The organism is Riemerella anatipestifer ATCC 11845 = DSM 15868 (assembly GCF_000252855.1).
Lineage (GTDB): Bacteria > Bacteroidota > Bacteroidia > Flavobacteriales > Weeksellaceae > Riemerella > Riemerella anatipestifera.
The window spans coordinates 1718841-1735761 of the sequence record NC_017045.1; the positions used below are offsets into that span (position 1 = coordinate 1718841).

Sequence of the window (16921 nt, forward strand, 5' to 3'; positions counted from 1 at the left end):
ATGAATGTTCAGCAATTAGAATACCTCATTTCTGTGGATAAACACAAGCATTTTGGTAAAGCAGCTCAGGCTTGTTTTATCACTCAGCCTACCCTTAGTGCGATGATACAGAAATTGGAAGAAGAGCTAGATGTTAAAATATTTGACCGCTCGACACATCCAATAAGAACCACAGATGCAGGTAAGGAAATCCTGCAACATGCTTATAGAATTATTGATGAAATTAATGAGATGAAAAATAAGGCGAATAGTCTCAATAATATTTTGGCGGGTAAAGTGGTGCTAGGTATTATCCCTACTGTGTCTCCGTTTATACTTCCTGTGGAAATTTTTGATTTTCTATCACAGAATCCCAATATAGAAATGGAAGTAAAGGAACTCAATACGGATAGTGTGATAAAGGCATTGAAATCAGGCGAGATAGATGCAGGTATCATTGCGACACCTCACCACGATGCAGATGAGTTTTTTAAAGATGTTTTATTTAATGAAGAGTTGATGCTGTATTCTACTGAGTATGGTGGGGAAAATGAGAGTAAATATGTGCTTCCTCAAGATATAAAAGCAGATAAAATATGGCTTTTGGAAGAGGGGAATTGCCTGACAACTCAATTTGAGAATATATGTAATCTTAAAGAGAATAGATTAAAGCCTAATAATCTTGATTTTAAAGCAACTAGCATTAGTTCTTTACTTCAAATCGTGGATAGAGTGGGAGGAATTACATTGTTGCCTGAACTTGCGGCTAACCAGTTGGAGAATACTCAAAAGGCTAAAATATCAAGATTTAGAAAGCCTTTTCCTTATAGGGAAATTAGCTTAATCTATTATAAACCTACCTATAAACAGAAAATTTTAGATGAGTTTGTAAAAGTAGTGAGAGAGTCGGTTCAGCCGATGCTTAACTACACGCAAGCTCCAAAAGATTATGTTAATATTAGACCAGATTAAATAGTTTTTGCTATAAATAAAAACTTTTATAACTTTGCAAACTCAAAGTAAAGAGGAAAAATTTGACTGATTGCAACCTCACTAAAAAATGCTAAAACAGATTTCTATTTTAGTTTCTTTTTGATGTTCTTCGGTCTTATTTTTAGTATTAAATTTTAATTAAATAATAAAAAATATGCCGTATTTATTCACATCTGAATCTGTTTCAGAAGGACATCCTGATAAAATTGCAGATCAAATTTCTGATGCTTTAATAGACCATTTTCTTGCCTACGATGAGAAGGCAAAGGTGGCTTGTGAAACTTTAGTAACCACAGGACAGGTTATTTTGGCGGGAGAGGTTAAATCTTCGGCTTACTTAGACGTGCAAACCATTGCTAGAGAGGTCATCAACGAGATAGGCTATACCAAAGGCGAGTATATGTTTAATGGAGATTCTTGTGGGGTTTTGTCTGCCATCCATGAGCAGTCGCCAGAAATTAATCAAGGGGTGGATAGAGTGGTAGCCGAAGATAACTTTGAAGCAAAAGCTCAAGCTCAAGGGGCAGGCGACCAAGGAATGATGTTCGGTTATGCAACCAATGAAACCGACAATTATATGCCTTTGGCTTTAGATTTGGCACACGCTATTTTGAGGGAGCTATCTGCAATCAGAAGAGAAGGAACGGAAATAAAATACCTTCGCCCTGATGCTAAAAGTCAGGTAACCATAGAGTATTCTGATGATCATAAGCCTATCCGAATTGATAGTATTGTAATATCCACCCAGCACGATGAGTTTTCTGATGATGATACTATGTTAGCCCAGATTAGAAAAGACTTAACAGAAATTCTCATTCCCAGAGTGGTTGCTAAGCAAAAACCAGAGATACAGAAGTTGTTTAATAATGATATTAAATATCACATCAACCCTACAGGGAAGTTTGTAATTGGAGGACCACACGGTGATACAGGGCTTACGGGTAGGAAAATCATTGTAGATACTTACGGTGGTAAAGGAGCTCACGGTGGCGGTGCTTTTTCGGGTAAAGACCCTTCTAAAGTAGACCGTAGTGCGGCGTATGCTACAAGACATATTGCTAAAAATTTAGTGGCTGCTGGGGTGGCAGATGAGGTGCTGGTTCAGGTATCTTACGCTATTGGTGTGGCAGAGCCTTGTGGGCTTTACATCAATACCTACGGAACCTCTAAGGTGCCTTATAGCGATGGGGAAATAGCGGAAAAATTAAAAGGTATTTTTGATTTGAGACCTTACGCCATAGAAACTAATTTAAAATTAAGAAACCCTATCTACAGAGAAACGGCGGCTTATGGGCATATGGGTAGGGAGTCTTATATTGCGGATAAGGTATTTAATGAAGGGAAAGAAAATGAACTTGTGGTAAAAGATTTAGAGTTCTTTACCTGGGAGAAATTGGATAGAGTAGAGGATATTAAGAAAGTCTTTAATCTCTAAAAGTAAATTACATTTATTACTAAATGATAGATTTTATCTATGTTAAAGTTTTGTAAAATTTTAAATAATTATTCCTAAATAGAAGAATAATTACTTAAATTTGGAGGCAAACATTGATAAAGTTAAATTAAAAAACAAAATTATTATGTCATTTGAATTACCAAAACTAGGATACGCTTACGATGCTCTAGAGCCGCACATTGATGCAAGAACGATGGAAATACACCATACTAAACACCATCAAGCCTATATAGATAACCTTAATAAAGCAATTGCGGGAACGGAGTTAGAAGGCAAGTCTATAGAGGAAGTTTGCCAACAGGGAAGCGATAAGCCAGCCGTAAGAAACAATGGTGGTGGGCACTTTAACCATACTCTTTTTTGGCAAGTTTTAACTCCAGGAGGAAGCAAAGAGCCAGTAGGAAAAGTGAAAGAAGAGATTGAGAAAATGGGTGGTTTTGATAAGTTTAAAACAGATTTCTCTGAAGCGGCAAAAACAAGATTTGGTTCTGGTTGGGCGTGGCTTTGCAAAATGCCAGATGGGTCTTTAGAAGTGTGTTCTTCGGCTAATCAAGATAACCCATTGATGCCAAATGTAGGCTGCGGTGGTACGCCTATCTTGGGATTAGATGTGTGGGAGCACGCTTATTACCTTAATTACCAAAACAGAAGGCCAGACTATGTAACGGCTTTCTTTGAAGTGATTAACTGGGATAAAGTAGAAGAAAACTACAATAAATAATCCTTTTTAGAATTAAAAATAAAGAAGCATCATCTGACTAAGGTGGTGCTTTTTTTGATTTCAAGTTTTCGTTGGTTGGGCATTTATCCGTATCTTTGCCACCGAAAAAGACCTTTGAAATGTTAGGAAGAAGACAAATACGAGAAAAAGTAGTACAAACCCTTTATGCTTACCAGCAAAATCCACTTAGCCAAGATGCGTTGCAGAGAAAAATGTTCTCGGAAATAGAGAAGATTTATCATTTGTATGTTTATCAGCTTAATTTTTTGGTTGGTCTAAAGCATTTGGCAGAACACCAAATGGAAATAAGCAAAGGTAAGTTTTTAAAGACCGAGGAAGACCTTAATCCTAATCAGAAGTTCATTAGAAACCAAGTCTTAGAAAATATAGAGAATAATCAGGAGCGACTTTCGTTTACCTCAAAACATCAAAACCTAAAGTGGGACTTAGATGATGATTTGTTGGTAAAGACTTTCCAAAGAATGAAGGCGGGGAAGCGTTACCAAGACTTTATGCAGAATGAAGAAGTGTCTTTTGAAGACGACCAAAAATTCCTCGGAAAATTGTTTTTGAGATATGTGGCAGAGAATGAGGCGTTCCACGAGCTGATGGAAGAGAAAGAAATTAGCTGGGCAGATGACCTACATATTTCTAATACGATGATACAAAAGACCATTGGTTTTATAAGAGAAGGTGAGCCGAGCCATACACTTATCAAGATTATTAAAGATGAGGAAGACAGAAGTTTTGCACAAAAGCTATTACAATATAGCTTAAACCATTGGGAAGATACGGAAGTAAAGCTAAAAGAACGCCTTAAAAATTGGGAGCTAGACCGAGTTTCTCTTATGGATAGAGTGATTTTGATAGCGGCTATCACAGAATTAGACCATTTCCCATTAACGCCTTCTAAAGTGATTATCAACGAATATATAGAAATTTCTAAGGCGTTTTCTACGGATAAAAGTCAGGTGTTTATCAATGGACTTTTAGGTAAATATGCAGAAGACATCAATCGTTTTTAAAATAATATACAATGAGAAAAATTACAAAAATAACTGCCCTTTTGGGATTTAGTGTATTATCTCTAACGGCTTGTAATAAAAATGAAAAGCCAGAAGTGCTTAATCCAGAAACGGAAGTTGCAGAACAAATTTCTGTTGAGGAGCAACTACAAGCAGAACAATCTGATATGGTAAAGCAGGCACAATCTTCACCATTAACATCGGTGGCTTTATCGGCTCCAAGTTTTGATTTTGGTGTGGTTAAATCGGGTTCTATAGTAGAGCATACTTACGAAATTACAAATACAGGTAAAAATCCACTAATTATTTCTAATGTTAAGCCTACTTGTGGTTGTACAGTTCCTGATTATACTAAAGAGCCTATATTACCAGGTAAAGTGGCAAAGGTAACTCTTAAATTTGATTCAGGTAGTTTCCAAGGAATGCAACAAAAATTCGTAGAAGTCTATGCTAACACAGAAAAAACACCTATTGTATTGAGCTTCACAGCAGATGTACAGTAGTCGTCTATCACTAAAAATAAAACTAAATAAAAAACAATGAATTTACTTATTTTACTTCAAGCACAAGCACAACCATCTATAATGCCAACTTTTATCATGATAGGAGGTATGATAGTTTTCTTTTACTTTTTTATGATTCGTCCACAGATGAAAAAACAGAAGCAAGAGAAAAACTTCCAAGAATCTCTAAAACCAGGTAGAATGGTGGTTACCACATCTGGTATACACGGTAGAGTTTCACAAGTAACAGAAGATGGCGTGATACTAGAAACTATGGCAGGTAAACTTAAATTTGAGAAAGCAGCCATATCTCGAGACTTTACACAAAACAGATTTCCAGATACTAAAGAAGTAGTGGACAAAAAATAATTATAAGACAGATTGGTAGCTATATCAATCTGTTTTTTTTCATAATATGGAGCATGGTTTAGAACATAACAAGCAGTCTATAACTACACTAGCAAAGCTTTTAACGGAAGTAGCTACACTTCTCATTTCTAATGGTGCTAACTCTACCAGAACAAAACGAAATGTAGTGCGTATTGCGGAAGCCTATGGCTACGATGTGGAAGTGTTTTTCTCTTTTTCGGGGATATTTCTGTCCCTGTATGATAAAGATGGAAATAATACAGAAACTTTGGTTAAAACCATTGGTAAATATGGTATCAACTTTAATCTTATTTCGGATATTAGCGTTCTTAGTTGGGATATAGCAGCACACAAACTTCCTTATGATGAAGTAGAAAAAAGATTAGATGAAATAAGAAGTAAGCCTCATTACTCTGTATGGATTAAAATGCTGTGGATTGGTATCGCAACAGCGGCGCTTAGTCAGTTGTTTTCAGGAACTTATTTAGAGTTTTTGGTGGTGTTCTTAGCGAGTATCATTGGCTTTTGGGTAAGATTATTTTTAATTAAAAAAGAATATAATCTGTTTATGCAGAGTTTGGTTGCGGCGTTTGTGTCTGTATCAGTAGTAAAAATGGCATTGGTTTTTGGTTTGCCAGAAGGTCATGCGGCACTCACTGCGTGTGTGCTTTGGTTGATACCAGGAGTGCCTTTAATCAATGGTTTTTTAGATTTATTGGAAGGACATATTGTTTCGGGGTGGGCTAAAGCTGCTTTGGGAACAATGATTGTTTTTATGATAGCGGTAGGCTATTATTTATCAGTATTTATATTCAGATTGTTTTATGGCGTATGATGTTTTAGAAAAGATATTTTGGGCGGTGTTTGTATCGTTGGGCTTTGCGGTGCTTTTCAATACTCCAAGGCGGGCATTATGGGCGGTAGCACTATTAGCCGCTTTAGGCTTCGGTATAAAAACAATAATATTAGTTTATGTGTTAAATGGGCAAGTGGTAATGGCAACACTTTTGGGAGCATCTGCCGTCGGGCTATCAGGTTTGTATTTTGCCCACCGAGTACACACACCACCTATTGTATTTACGATACCTGCGGTTATCAATATGATACCAGGAACATTAGGTTATAATTTTATGGTAGGGATTATACGTATTGTGTCGTCTAGGAAGGAAAACCCAATCACAGTGGAAAATCTGATAGAGATTATCAATAATGGACTCAATGCAGGGTTTACCGTTTTGGTACTAGCGTTTGGAGTTGTTTTTCCAATTTTGATATTTAACACTAGAACGGTAAAGAATAAAGACTTAAACAGATATCTTAAATATAAGATGCTTAGACTTAAAAGAAAAAGGCTTAAACAATAATTTTATTATGGGAAGAACGGCATTTATAACAGGAGCTACGTCGGGCATAGGGAAGGCTACGGCAGAGCTTTTGGCTCAACAAGGATATAGGCTTATCATTTGTGGACGAAGAGCAGAAGTTTTAGAAGAGCTTAAAGAGAAATTATCTTCGAAAACAGAGGTATATGCTTTGGTTTTTGATGTTAGAAACGCTGGTGAGGTAGAACGCTCCATAGCATCTTTGCCTGAAAGTTTCAAGGATATAGATATACTCATCAATAATGCAGGGAATGCTCACGGATTAGAGCCTCTGTCAGACGGTAATATTTCTGATTGGGATATGATGATGGACGCTAATGTGAAAGGTTTACTTTATGTCTCAAAGCCGATTATCTCTAGAATGAAAGAGGTAAAGAGAGGGCATATTATCAACATTTCTTCCGTTGCGGCTCGCCAAACTTATGCTAACGGGGTGGTCTATTGTGCTTCTAAAAGAGCGGTAGATGTGATTTCGGAAGGTATGAGGATAGAGCTTACTAGTTTTGGTATTAAAGTAACCAATATTCAGCCTGGAGCGGTAGAAACCGATTTCTCTAAAGTGAGATTTAAAGGAGATGAAGCAAGGGCTAAAGCCGTTTATGAAGGTTACGAAGCCCTGAAAGCCGAAGATATTGCAGATGCAGTAGCGTATTGTATCAACGCTCCAGAGCGTGTTTCTATAGCGGAACTCTGTATTTATCCTAAAGCACAAGCGGAGCCTAGAACCATTTGTAGATAAATGAAATTAAAAGAAAAAGGGACACTTTATAAAATGTCCCTTTTTTATTATTGAGTTAGCTCAAACTATAAGTCGTCCCTTCTTTACCATCTTTTAGTTCAATGCCTTTTTCTAGCAGTTGGTCTCTAATCTGGTCGCTTAATTCCCAATTTTTAGCTTTTCTAGCTTCGTTTCTAAGGTTGATTAGGATTTGAAGGGCTTGGTCTAGCTTTTCATTATTATTTTCTTCTATTTTCTGAAGTCCTAAAACATCAAATACTAGACGATTTAAAGTTTCTTTTAATAAAATTAAATCGGTTTCACTTATACTTTCTTTGCCATCTTTTAATGCAAAAATAAATTTAACAGCTTCAAATAAATGAGCAATAAGTATAGGAGCATTAAAATCATCTAATAATGCGGTGTGGCATTTAGACTTCCAATCCTCAATATTGAATGTGGTATTGTTACCATTGGCGGATAAAAGTTCTAAAACATTCATAGCTTCCATAAGTCTTTGGAAGCCTTTTTCGCTGGCAATCATCGCTTCGTTAGAAATGTCTAACACGCTACGATAATGGGCTTGCATAAAGCAAAAACGAACTACTGATGGATGAAATGGTTTTTCAAAAAAATCATTTTCGCCAGAAATGAGTTGCATTGGGAGGATATAGTTTCCTGTGGACTTGCTCATTCGCTGTCCGTTCATCGTCAGCATATTGGCGTGCATCCAATAGTTTACGGGTGATGTTCCATTACACGCCTTACCTTGAGCAATCTCACATTCGTGGTGAGGGAATTTTAAATCCATTCCGCCTCCGTGTATATCAAATTTTTCGCCTAAATATTTAGTGCTCATAGCGGTACATTCTAGGTGCCAACCAGGGAAACCTTCTCCCCAAGGAGAGTTCCATCTCATAATATGGGCTGGAGAGGCTTTCTTCCACAGTGCAAAATCTTGTGGATTTTTCTTTTCACCCTGTCCGTCCAAATCTCTAGTGTTGGCAAAAAGTTCTTCTATGTTTCTTTTGGAAAGTTCGCCGTAGTTTAATCCTTTTTCGTTGTAAGCCTTTACATCAAAATAAACTGAACCATTACTTTCATAAGCGAAGCCTTTGTCTATTAGTTTTTGTGTGAGTTCTATTTGCTCCATAATATGCCCTATGGCGGTAGGCTCGATGGTTGGGGGAAGTAGATTAAAAAGTTCTAAAACTTTATGGAAATCTACGGTGTATTTTTGTACAATTTCCATAGGTTCTAGCTTTTCTAACCTTGACTGTTTTACGAAACGGTCGTTGTTTACATCGCCATCATCAGTAAGGTGTCCGGCATCAGTAATATTTCTTACATAACGCACTTTGTAGCCTAAATAAGTTAAAGTACGGTAAATAAAATCAAAGGACATAAAAGTACGCACATTACCTAAGTGTACATTGCTATATACCGTAGGACCACACACATACATACCTACATTACGGTCTAAAATAGGTTTAAAAACTTCTTTTTCTCCCGTGAGAGAGTTGTATATTTTAAGCATATCTTTTTCGTTTTGAAAAGATTAGATTTAATCTAGTTTTGCATGACTACCAACATAGTGCAGAAACTCTTGTCTAGTGATAGGGTTAGTTCTAAAGATGCCGCTAAGTTCCGCTGTAATGGTAGAACTAGCCGTGTCTTTGATGCCTCTACAATTAACACAAAGGTGCTTAGCATCAATAATACAAGCCACATCATTAGTGCCGAGAGCCTCTTTTAGAGCGTCTACTATTTGCATAGTGAGTCTTTCTTGCACTTGTGGGCGTTTGGCATAGTAATCTACAATTCTATTGATTTTGGATAACCCAATCACCTCTCCGTTAGAGATATAAGCCACATGGGCTCTGCCAATGATAGGCAAAAAATGATGCTCACAAAAAGAATAAACTGTAATGTCTTTTTCAACGAGCATTTGTCTGTATTTATACTTGTTGCTAAAAGTAGAGATACCTGGTTTGTTTTCAGGAAGTAGTCCTCCAAAAATCTCATTTACATACATTTTGGCTACTCGCTTAGGAGAGTCTTTTAGGGAATCATCCGTCATATCTAGCCCTAAAGTTTGCATGATTTCGGCAAAATGCTTCTCTATAATGGCAATTTTTTCTTCAGGTGTTTTCTCAAAGGCATCAGCTCTTAAGGGTGTGTGCTCTTTGCCTGTAAACACATCGTCATCATTATCAAAATGGTTGTTCATGATATATTGCTATAATGGGAGCAAAGTTAAGAAAATCTTTGGAGTAATAAATTTTCGATATTATATTAACGACTGATCAGCTAATATGTAGATTTTAATTTGAAATAGGAGGAAAATGTATTTCTAGCTATTTTTTGGTGGTATTTTTTCTACTCTTGATAATGCCGAGCCTATGATTTGATGCATGTCATAATATCTGTACTCTGCCATTCTTCCTCCAAAGATTACATTTGGTAACTCATCAGCTTGTTTTCTATATTCATTGTAAATTTTCATATTTTTATCGTCGTTAATTGGATAATAGGGTTCTTTGCTTTCATCCCAAGTATCGGGATATTCCTTAGTTATGTAGGTCTTTTCTTGAGTGCCAAACTCAAAATGTTTGTGCTCAATAATCCTAGTGTATGATTGTTCTAAGGAGGTGTAGTTTACAACGGCATTCCCTTGGAAGTTATCGGTATCTAGAATTTCATTCTCAAATCTCAGACTTCTATATTCTAGCCTTCCTTTATTGTAGTTAAAGAATAGATCTATAGGTCCTGTATAAATAATATTATCTGATATTTTTTCAAAATACTCTCGTTTTTCAAAGAAATCTGTATTTAGCTTTAAATCTGTATTTTCTAATAGTTTCTCAAATATCTTAGTGTAACCACCTATTGGTATTCCTTGATACTTATCATTAAAATAGTTATTGTCGTAAGTAAATCTTAGGGGAAGTCTTTTTATTATAAAGGAAGGTAATTCTTTGGCTGATTTGCCCCATTGCTTTTCAGTATAATCTTTTATTAAAAGGTTATAAATGTCTTCACCAACTAGTTTAAGCGCTTGTTCTTCTAGGTTTTGAGGGGTTAAAGAGGCGTACTTTTCTGTTTGTTGTGATATTTTCTTTTTTGCTTCTTCGGGGGTGTTAACTCCCCAAATAGCATGAAAGGTATTCATATTGAAGGGTAAGTTGTATACTTTCCCATTGTTAATAGCAATTGGAGTGTTTGTATAACGATTAAACTCGACGAAGTTATTGATGTAGTCCCATATTTTTTTATCATTGGTATGGAAAATATGTGCACCATATTTGTGAACATTGATACCTTCTATATTTTCAGTATAACAGTTTCCACCTATATGGTCTCTTTTTTCTATCACTAGACAGCGGTAACCTTTCTTTGTTAATTCGTACGCCGCTATAGAGCCAAAAAGACCAGCTCCAACAATGAGATAATCGTATTTCATAATTTTGCTTTTTACTGTGTAAAAGTAGTGTTTTTTTGTTACTTTTGTCAAAATAAAATAAAAACAATGTCATATTTTATCTCAGTAATAGTGCCCATATATAATGTGGAGCGCTATTTAAGTAAATGTATTTCTTCTCTTATTAACCAAACTTATGATAACTACGAAATCATATTGGTAAATGATGGTTCTCCTGATGGTTGTGGAGAAATATGTGATAGATTTGCAAAAGAAAATGACAGAATAAAAGTTTTACATCTTGAAAATGGAGGTGTATGTAATGCACGGAATCAGGGAATGCTTTTAGCAAAAGGTGATTTTTTCTGTTTTGTGGATTCGGATGATTGGGTGGAACCACATTATATAGAAGATTTTGCTAAAGGGATTGAAGATGAGTATACTATGGTGGTTCAGGATGCTTGTAGAGATATAGATGATGACTCTCAAAGAAATTTCTTTAGTTTTGATAATGACGCCTTTATACTCAAGTCAGATTTTGCAAAAATGATAGATAAAAATATATTGTATGCACCAGGGGGATATCCTTGGAATAAGCTTTATTCTAGAAAAATTATTTTTGATCATCAGCTGAAATTTGATCCTGAAATAAAACTTGGGGATGATGAAAAATGGAATTTAGAGTACTTTAAGTATGTAAAGAAGGTGGTTTTTTCAAAAAGACCAAACTATCATTATATCTATAACCCCAATTCTATATCTAATCAGAAAAGACCTTTTGAAAGGGAGTTGTTAAGGTATGTTTTTAGGGCGGACTATTATAACTTTGTTCTCAATAATTATGATAAAAGAAATGAAAATTTACCAATATTAATTTCTTTTGCAGAAGAGTTTTTTAGAATCAATATCTTTGATAGAATATACAAAGGTAAATTGACTAGAAAAGAAAGGCTATATCGTTTGAGAGAGATATCTAAGCTTCCTAAGAACTATTTATTTTTTCTTCAATCTAAACTAAGGTTTAGGAATTTGGATTATACTTTGTTGAAAAAAGGAAATATACTTTTTATGGATTTAATTAAAATGGTTAGGTTAAGTTTAAATAGGTAGGGATGTTGGAGAGCTCATCAAATAAAAAAATATTACTTATTTATCATCCGTGGAGGATGTTTAAAGGAAGTCTCCATGAGCAGTTAGTGAAGGGGTTGGTTGCACTAGGACTGGATGTTACTTATCTAGATATAGAAAACCCTCCTAAGTTTAAGAATAACTATTTACCAGATAAGTTTAGAAATATTTTTGAAAGAATAGTCAGGAAAAATAAACAGTATTATCTAATTGCTGAGAAAAACCATTATAACCGTTTTTTCTATAATAAACTATTTGAGCTGAAAAAAAAAGGCAAAAAATATGATTATGTTTTAATTATAAAGCCAGAAGAGTACTCTTCAAAGTTGGTAAAACTAGCTTCTGAAATGGGAAATATTACGGTAGGTTATATTTGGGATGGGCTTAGGTTGTTTTTTAAAAAAAGCCTTGTTAAAAGTGTAAAGCATTTGGATAATATATACTCTTTTGATGTTAGAGATATTAAAAATCATCCCGACTTAAATATGTCTTTTTGTACTAATTATTATATTCCAGACAATACAGACTTAGTACCATATGATAGCAGAAAAATAGATGTGTTTTATGTAGGGGCATTAGCGGGAACTTTGCCTGAACAAAGAAGGGATGTCAAAATAGATAATGTAGCAAAGTATCTTGATGGTAATGTAGAACTTAATATTTTTGTGTCGCAATCTTTTTTGGAAGGGGATAATAATTTAGTTAAAAATCCCAAGGTGCAGTATATTACTTCTCCCACTAGCATAGAGGAAACTTTACAAAAGACTCAAAATAGCAAAATAGTAATAGATATCTGTAAAAAACATCATATTGGTCTTTCTTTTAGGTTTTTTGAATGTATGCTCTATGAAACTAAAATGATTACAAATAACACAGATGTTATCAATTATGATTTTTATCATCCAGATAATATTCTAGTGGTAGATTTTGATAATATAGATATTTATGCAGAGGATATAAAAGCATTTCAAAGTAAACCATATCATAAATTATCAAAGCAAATTACACGAAAATATGCTTTGGATAATTGGATCAAATATTTATTCAAAGAGCAACCTTATGAGGAAATTAAACATTTATAAGAGATGAGTTCGTTAGCAAGAGAAAATAATTTTGATTTTTTGAGGCTACTGTTTGCTTCATCTGTAATAATTTCACACTCTTATCCGCTTACGGAAGTTAGAGATAAGGAGATACTTATGGTAATAACCAATGGACAATTGGATTTAGGAGGTTTTTCGGTAGCTTGTTTTTTTATTATTAGTGGGTATTTAATATATCAGAGCTTGGAAAGAAGTTCCTCTATAAAAAACTATATATGGAAAAGAGTTCTAAGGCTGTATCCAGCTCTTATAGTAATGCTTTTGCTGACAGTGTCTGTGGTTCCCTTTTTTTATCAAGGGGAAGGATCTATTTTAAATAATACCAGTTATTTCACTTATTTACCAAGACAACTAAGTTTGTACAACTTGCAACACAATATCCTTGGAGTTTTTGAAGATCTACCGTATAAAACAATAAATGGTAGTTTGTGGACTATTTGTTATGAATTTACGATGTATATGCTTTTAGTGCCGTTTTATTTTATTAAATCTAGGTGGAGATTAGGAATGCTACTGATTTTATTTTTTTTGTTTTACTTTCTTTCTATTTTTTTTCCTTTATTTTTAAACAACAGACTTTTTTCAAAACTTTTTTTGTTTTCTCCTAATTTTTATAATTTAGGGTGTTTTTTTTCTGCAGGAGCATTACTAACATATTTAACTTCAAAAATCAACGGTTCAACTAAATGGTTAATGATAATTATAGGGTTAGTAGCTCTTATAGGAAGTATCTGTTTTGAGCAATATAAACCACTTAAATATTTTGTATTACCCTTTGTAGTTATTCTTATTGGGATATCATCTACCCCAATAATAAACAAGGTAGGTAAAACAATAGGAGATAATTCTTATGGTATATACATATATGGTTGGCTAGTGCAACAATCAATATTGTATATTTTTGGATTGAATACCTATTATTTAATGTTTTTTAGTCTTGTTATATCTTTTTCATTAGGTTGGCTATCGTGGCATTTTGTGGAGAAAAAGGCGTTAGAGTATAAAAACTTAATAAGATAATTAACTAAAGATATGATACCAAAAAAAATACATTATTGCTGGTTTGGAAGAGGAGAAAAATCAGATTTTATAAAATTTTGTATTGATTCTTGGAAAAAAATACAGCCTGATTTTGAGATTATTGAATGGAATGAAGATAACTTTGATGTGTATGGTATTCCCTTTACCAAAGAGGCTTACATGCAAAAAAAATGGGCGTTTGTTTCTGATTACGCTAGAGCTAAAGCTTTATACGAGCATGGAGGATTTTATCTAGATACAGATATGGAGTTGAGATTGCCATTGAATGATTTTTTACAACATAGAGCTGTGTGTGGATTTGAAATGAAAGGAATTCCTTACTCTGCCTTTTGGGCTGTAGAAAAGGGGCATGAGTTAGCTAAAGATATAAAGGAGTATTACGAAAACAAAGATAAGTTTGAGGTTGTTACAAATACTTCCGTGTTTTCAAAGTTATTGATTGATAAGTATGGAGCAAACGCAGATAATGATAGTTATCAAACCTTAAAGCATGGTGTGATGTTGTATCCGTCAAACTACTTTTCGTTGGATTTTCCTAAAAACTATGTTGTTCATCATTTTTCAGGCTCGTGGCATGGAGCATGGTCTCAAGAGAAGAATGAATTTAAAAATTTAGTTAATGTGTACGGAATAATGAAACTCTTTTTAGATATTCCAAATGCTAAAAAAGAAGTAAAAAATGTTGTTTATAATCACGAATTGATGGATATAGATAAATTTTTGAATCAAATTCCACTAAGTTATATTTTAAGATATATAAAGAAACAGATATTAAAGAAAATAGGGTTGTAAAATAGATGATAATAGGTAATGGGCTTATTGCTTCTTTATTTAAAGAAGCGGATTTGGACAATGTTATATTTTTTGCTTCGGGGGTTTCTAACTCTTTGGAGACGAGCTTAGCTCAATTCCAGCGGGAAGAAGAACTTGTAAGAAGAACAATGGAAGAGAATTTAGATAAGATATTTCTTTACTTTTCTACTTGTAGTATTTACGATTCCTCCAAGGCGGAGAGTCCTTATGTTTTACATAAACTTAAAATGGAGCAAGTGGTTGTAGAAACTTGTTCTCAATATTTGATTTTAAGACTAAGTAATGTGGTGGGAAAAGGAGGGAATCCTAACTTGTTAATGAACTACCTTGTAAACTCCGTGAAACGAGGGGAGGTAATAAATGTTCATACAAAGGCGACAAGAAATTTGATAGATGCAGAAGATGTTAAGGCTGTTGTATTTAATTTACTCAAACAAAAACAGCTTAATAGAGTTGTTAATTTAGCCTACATAGATAATTATACTATTATTGAAATACTAGAGATATTAGAAAGTGTTATCAAGCTTAAACCAAATCTTAACTTGATAAAGGCAGGGGCAGGCTATCCAATTAGTATTTCAAGTGAAGTAGAAAACTATTTTGTAGAAAACAGTCTTAATAACAAACATTTGTACTTGAAAAATATTTTGTCCAAATATTATCTTTCGTAGCGGTACTTAAAAATCTTCATACCAAGCCAGGTAGGTAGACTATTAAGAAAATCTTTCTTCTTAGTGTTAATGGTAAAGCTAGTGGAGAAGTAGTCTAATAGGCTCAAAGAAGCTAATGTTTTGTAATTAGAGTAACTCTCCTTCCAAAGAGTTTCGTTTTTTTGAGCCTTCCAATTCATTAGTAAGGTGGTGGCTTTATAGTTGGTAAGGTATTTTAAAATGAGATTCTTTCTTTCTTTTTTGGTTTCATCCTGTAAAGCTTTATCAATGTGTTGTCCTATGGTAAACCAGTTATCAAAGTGTTTTTTGTTACGGTTATGTATAACTGATTTTTGGTGTAGATAATAAAAATAGGTGTATTTGTCTTGTGGTAAGAATGCTATACTTTCAATTACTAATGCTGTTTGAAAACTTTGTAATTCATCTTGTGCGAAAAGCCCTTTTGTGAAATAAAGAGAATGTTTCTTTAAGAAATTTAAATTAATTAATTTATTCCAAGAGGAACTTGGATATTCTCCTTTTGAGAAGCTTTTGAAAATATTATCATTGCCTCTGATTATATTTTTTTTGGACTTGGTTTTAAATGTATTTTGTTCTTTACCTGTTTCAAGATTGATGGTTCTTGTATTGCCTACAACTATATCCACAGATTCTTTTTCTGCTATTTTTATTAGTGCTTCTATACAGTTGGGCGTAATGGCATCGTCACTATCTAAGAAAAAAAGATATTTTCCTTGAGCGGTATCAATCCCTTTGTTTCTAACAACAGATAGACCAGAGTTTTCCTCCAAATGATAGATTTTCCAATTATTGAGTCGGTGTTTAGAAATAAAGTCTTCTGCAATTTTTACAGAGTTATCAGGTGTCTGGTCATTTATGAGGGTAACTTCCAAGTTTGGATAAGTTTGGTGTAATACCGATTGCAAACACTTTTCTAAAAAATCTTCACATTTAAAAATAGGAATAGATATTGTAACCAAAGGAATTGATGTTCTATTTTGCATAGATTTGTTTTTAGCAAAAATACGATTATTTTTTATACATTTGTAAGTGTTAAACTATACTAATGAACTTGTTTTCGAGACTTATTTATTTTTTAATTAAATATCCCAATTTAAAAAAAATAGAAAGATATTCGTCAAATTTAAAATTTGGGGACTTTTGTAATTTTTCTTTTTATCCTAGCCTAAAAAATGTTAAGTTAGGAAATGGTATTAGTATTAGAAATTATTGCAATGTTTTGGTGGGGAATGAGGCACAGCTAATAATAGGGGATAATGTATTTATGAATAATTATTGTTCTATCAATTGTTTAGATGAGATAGAAATAGGAGAAAACACTTTATTTGGAGAGGGAGTGAAACTTTATGACCATAACCATCAACATACAAAAGGAAAAGTAGAACATCACATTTTTACTAAAGCACCTATAAAAATAGGTAGAAATTGCTGGCTTGGGAGTAATGTGTCTGTATTAAAAGGAGTTACTGTTGGGGATAATGTGATAATAGGAGCAGGGTGTATCATATACAAGGATATCCCTGCAAATAGTATTGTGATTAATAAACAAGAGCTAATGGTAAAATCAGTGTGATTAG

At 33.9% G+C, this 16921-nt stretch carries 19 protein-coding genes; 15 read left to right on the forward strand and 4 right to left on the reverse strand.

Going from position 1 to position 16921, the window contains the following annotated elements:
• The 9 genes from RA0C_RS08170 to RA0C_RS08210 all read left to right on the forward strand — a co-directional run bounded on the left by RA0C_RS08170 (position 1) and on the right by RA0C_RS08210 (position 7167).
• Entirely contained in the window at positions 1-951 is a 951-nt protein-coding gene (locus RA0C_RS08170) for a LysR substrate-binding domain-containing protein (RefSeq protein WP_013447092.1), read from the forward strand.
• 175 nt (positions 952-1126) lie between these two features.
• A complete protein-coding gene (gene metK / locus RA0C_RS08175) occupies positions 1127-2407 on the forward strand; it encodes a methionine adenosyltransferase (RefSeq protein ID WP_013447093.1) in 1281 nt (426 codons plus the stop codon).
• A gap of 145 nt (positions 2408-2552) precedes the next feature.
• Positions 2553-3149, forward strand: a complete 597-nt coding sequence (locus RA0C_RS08180) for a superoxide dismutase (RefSeq protein ID WP_013447094.1) — start codon at positions 2553-2555, stop codon at positions 3147-3149.
• A 119-nt stretch (positions 3150-3268) separates the two neighbouring features.
• A complete protein-coding gene (gene nusB / locus RA0C_RS08185; RefSeq protein WP_013447095.1) occupies positions 3269-4174 on the forward strand; it encodes a transcription antitermination factor NusB in 906 nt (301 codons plus the stop codon).
• 11 nt (positions 4175-4185) lie between these two features.
• Entirely contained in the window at positions 4186-4677 is a 492-nt protein-coding gene (locus RA0C_RS08190) for a DUF1573 domain-containing protein (protein ID WP_013447096.1), read from the forward strand.
• A 36-nt stretch (positions 4678-4713) separates the two neighbouring features.
• Complete coding sequence (gene yajC / locus RA0C_RS08195) at positions 4714-5046, forward strand: preprotein translocase subunit YajC (protein WP_013447097.1); 333 nt, start codon at positions 4714-4716, stop codon at positions 5044-5046.
• A gap of 46 nt (positions 5047-5092) precedes the next feature.
• Entirely contained in the window at positions 5093-5881 is a 789-nt protein-coding gene (locus RA0C_RS08200; protein ID WP_013447098.1) for a threonine/serine exporter family protein, read from the forward strand.
• A complete protein-coding gene (locus RA0C_RS08205) occupies positions 5871-6410 on the forward strand; it encodes a threonine/serine exporter family protein (protein ID WP_004916564.1) in 540 nt (179 codons plus the stop codon). Before RA0C_RS08200 ends, RA0C_RS08205 begins: the two co-directional genes overlap by 11 nt.
• Positions 6411-6417: 7 nt before the next feature.
• Positions 6418-7167 carry an SDR family NAD(P)-dependent oxidoreductase gene (locus tag RA0C_RS08210; RefSeq protein ID WP_004916565.1) on the forward strand — a complete coding sequence of 250 codons (750 nt, stop codon included), beginning with the start codon at positions 6418-6420 and terminating at the stop codon, positions 7165-7167.
• Positions 7168-7222: 55 nt separating this feature from the next.
• On the opposite strand, the gene cysS is transcribed toward RA0C_RS08210, so the two are convergent.
• The 3 genes from cysS to glf all read right to left on the reverse strand — a co-directional run bounded on the left by cysS (position 7223) and on the right by glf (position 10609).
• The gene (gene cysS / locus RA0C_RS08215) at positions 7223-8683 is read right to left on the reverse strand and encodes a cysteine--tRNA ligase (protein WP_004916566.1); all 1461 of its coding nucleotides are present in this window, start codon (positions 8681-8683) and stop codon (positions 7223-7225) included.
• Positions 8684-8710: 27 nt separating this feature from the next.
• Complete coding sequence (gene folE / locus RA0C_RS08220; RefSeq protein ID WP_013447099.1) at positions 8711-9376, reverse strand: GTP cyclohydrolase I FolE; 666 nt, start codon at positions 9374-9376, stop codon at positions 8711-8713.
• A 123-nt stretch (positions 9377-9499) separates the two neighbouring features.
• On the reverse strand, positions 9500-10609 hold the full coding sequence (glf, locus tag RA0C_RS08225; protein ID WP_004916573.1) for a UDP-galactopyranose mutase: 1110 nt from the start codon (positions 10607-10609) through the stop codon (positions 9500-9502).
• Between the two features lie 66 nt (positions 10610-10675).
• Here glf and RA0C_RS08230 point away from each other — a divergent pair, with 66 nt between their 5' ends.
• From RA0C_RS08230 to RA0C_RS08250, 5 genes are read left to right on the forward strand one after another with little or no spacing between them, the layout of a single operon-like run.
• Complete coding sequence (locus RA0C_RS08230; protein ID WP_004916575.1) at positions 10676-11677, forward strand: glycosyltransferase family 2 protein; 1002 nt, start codon at positions 10676-10678, stop codon at positions 11675-11677.
• 56 nt (positions 11678-11733) lie between these two features.
• The gene (locus RA0C_RS08235) at positions 11734-12777 is read left to right on the forward strand and encodes a hypothetical protein (protein ID WP_004916580.1); all 1044 of its coding nucleotides are present in this window, start codon (positions 11734-11736) and stop codon (positions 12775-12777) included.
• 3 nt (positions 12778-12780) lie between these two features.
• Positions 12781-13818 (forward strand): acyltransferase family protein, encoded by a 1038-nt coding sequence (locus tag RA0C_RS08240; RefSeq protein ID WP_004916585.1) that lies wholly within the window; start codon positions 12781-12783, stop codon positions 13816-13818.
• A gap of 12 nt (positions 13819-13830) precedes the next feature.
• Positions 13831-14631, forward strand: a complete 801-nt coding sequence (locus RA0C_RS08245; RefSeq protein WP_013447102.1) for a glycosyltransferase family 32 protein — start codon at positions 13831-13833, stop codon at positions 14629-14631.
• A gap of 5 nt (positions 14632-14636) precedes the next feature.
• The gene (locus RA0C_RS08250; protein WP_013447103.1) at positions 14637-15323 is read left to right on the forward strand and encodes an NAD-dependent epimerase/dehydratase family protein; all 687 of its coding nucleotides are present in this window, start codon (positions 14637-14639) and stop codon (positions 15321-15323) included.
• Here the strand turns inward: RA0C_RS08250 and RA0C_RS08255 are convergent.
• Positions 15311-16327: a glycosyltransferase family 2 protein gene (locus RA0C_RS08255; protein WP_004916593.1), complete on the reverse strand. Its 1017-nt coding sequence runs from the start codon at positions 16325-16327 to the stop codon at positions 15311-15313. The genes RA0C_RS08250 and RA0C_RS08255 overlap by 13 nt on opposite strands.
• Positions 16328-16389: 62 nt before the next feature.
• On the opposite strand from RA0C_RS08255, the gene RA0C_RS08260 reads away from it, so the two are divergent.
• The gene (locus tag RA0C_RS08260; RefSeq protein ID WP_004916596.1) at positions 16390-16917 is read left to right on the forward strand and encodes an acyltransferase; all 528 of its coding nucleotides are present in this window, start codon (positions 16390-16392) and stop codon (positions 16915-16917) included.
• Positions 16918-16921 lie beyond the last annotated feature (4 nt).